Consider the following 1,198-nt stretch of genomic DNA (forward strand, 5'->3'; position numbering starts at 1 on the left):
GCCCCGGCCTTCCCGTTTCCAGTGGCGCTGCATGGTGCGAGGTTAATGAACCTTACGGCGGCGGGTCCGCTCCCGTATTGCACGGGATTCCCTTTTCAAGCCGGCACACCGGCTACCATTGCCGCGCATACTTTAGGCGGGGGCGGGCGGGCTGTCAATGTCTGACACTGCCTGCACAAGCCAAGGCAGATCAGGCAAGGTAAATCAAACCAAGGCAGATCTCTGGGCAAGGCAGGCCGGGACAAACCAGCCCAAGGCCCACAACGGCGCGGCAGCGCAGACACGCATGCCGAAAATGCCCCTGTGCGCCGAGTCCCTGAAGAAACGGAACCGCCGCCCTGCCCTCAACGAGCATGCTGAGCCGCCGCGAACGGCCAGCAGTAATCAGGCAGTGATTGGTCTTCGCGTTCGCCATTGGACAGCGGCAACTGGTTGGGCGCACTGTTGCGCAAAAGCCAGAGGCCTGTACCAAGGCTGTTTCAGGGGGTAAGCGCGGTTTATCTGCGCGGTTAAACGCCGAAGTGAGCGGGCCTTAACCTTTGAGAATGTATATTCTCCAAGTTAACCTGCTCTAGCCGTTCTGAATCCAGATTATGCTGGCCTGCCGCCCCGAGGCCTTCGCCCGCCGATAGGAGAAAAACTGCTCGTTATTACTGGCTGTGCATATGTCCAGGCCAAAAATGTTGCGCGCGGGCAGACCGGCCAGCATGAGCTGATGCCGGGTCAGGCTCCAGAGGTCCATAGTGCGGCTCTCTTCGTCAAACCACGGGCGGAACTGCGCGCCCCACTCCCTGTCAAAATTGACGAATTCCGCCATACCGGGGCCAAGGCTCGGCCCGCGCACGGCAAAAACATCCTGCGGCTTGAGATCATAGCGTTCGCAAAAGCGTACAACGCCGGCAAGGGGAAAGTCACAACGGTTGCCGCGCCAGCCCGCGTGCATGGCCGCTACATACCGGCCGCTTCTGTGCGCCAGAAGAACAGGCTGGCAGTCCGCCGTCTTGATAAGCAGCCCCAGGCCCGGCCGGTCGGTAGCCATGCCGTCGCCCTCTTCGGTTGGCACAGCATCACAGGCGACAGGCTGAGGCTCAAAAGCCATCACGTCGCCATGCACCTGTGACAGTTCCGCCCACTGGCTCATGCCCTGTGTTTTCAGGGACGCCAGCAAGTTCCTGCGGTTGTCCGCCACGTGGGCCGC

The 1,198-nt window shown here is 61.3% G+C and carries 1 protein-coding gene and 1 riboswitch; the gene reads right to left on the reverse strand.

Features of this window, described 5'->3' with window-relative positions:
• Nucleotides 1-135, reverse strand: a riboswitch (cobalamin riboswitch). This riboswitch is flagged as partial in the annotation.
• Nucleotides 136-571: 436 nt separating this feature from the next.
• Nucleotides 572-1,198: polyphenol oxidase family protein (locus V6C07_RS06970; RefSeq protein ID WP_333535632.1), on the reverse strand; the 627-nt coding region annotated here is incomplete at its 5' end.

The sequence above is a fragment of the Desulfovibrio sp. 1214_IL3152 genome, from assembly GCF_036763055.1.
Lineage (GTDB): Bacteria > Desulfobacterota > Desulfovibrionia > Desulfovibrionales > Desulfovibrionaceae > Desulfovibrio.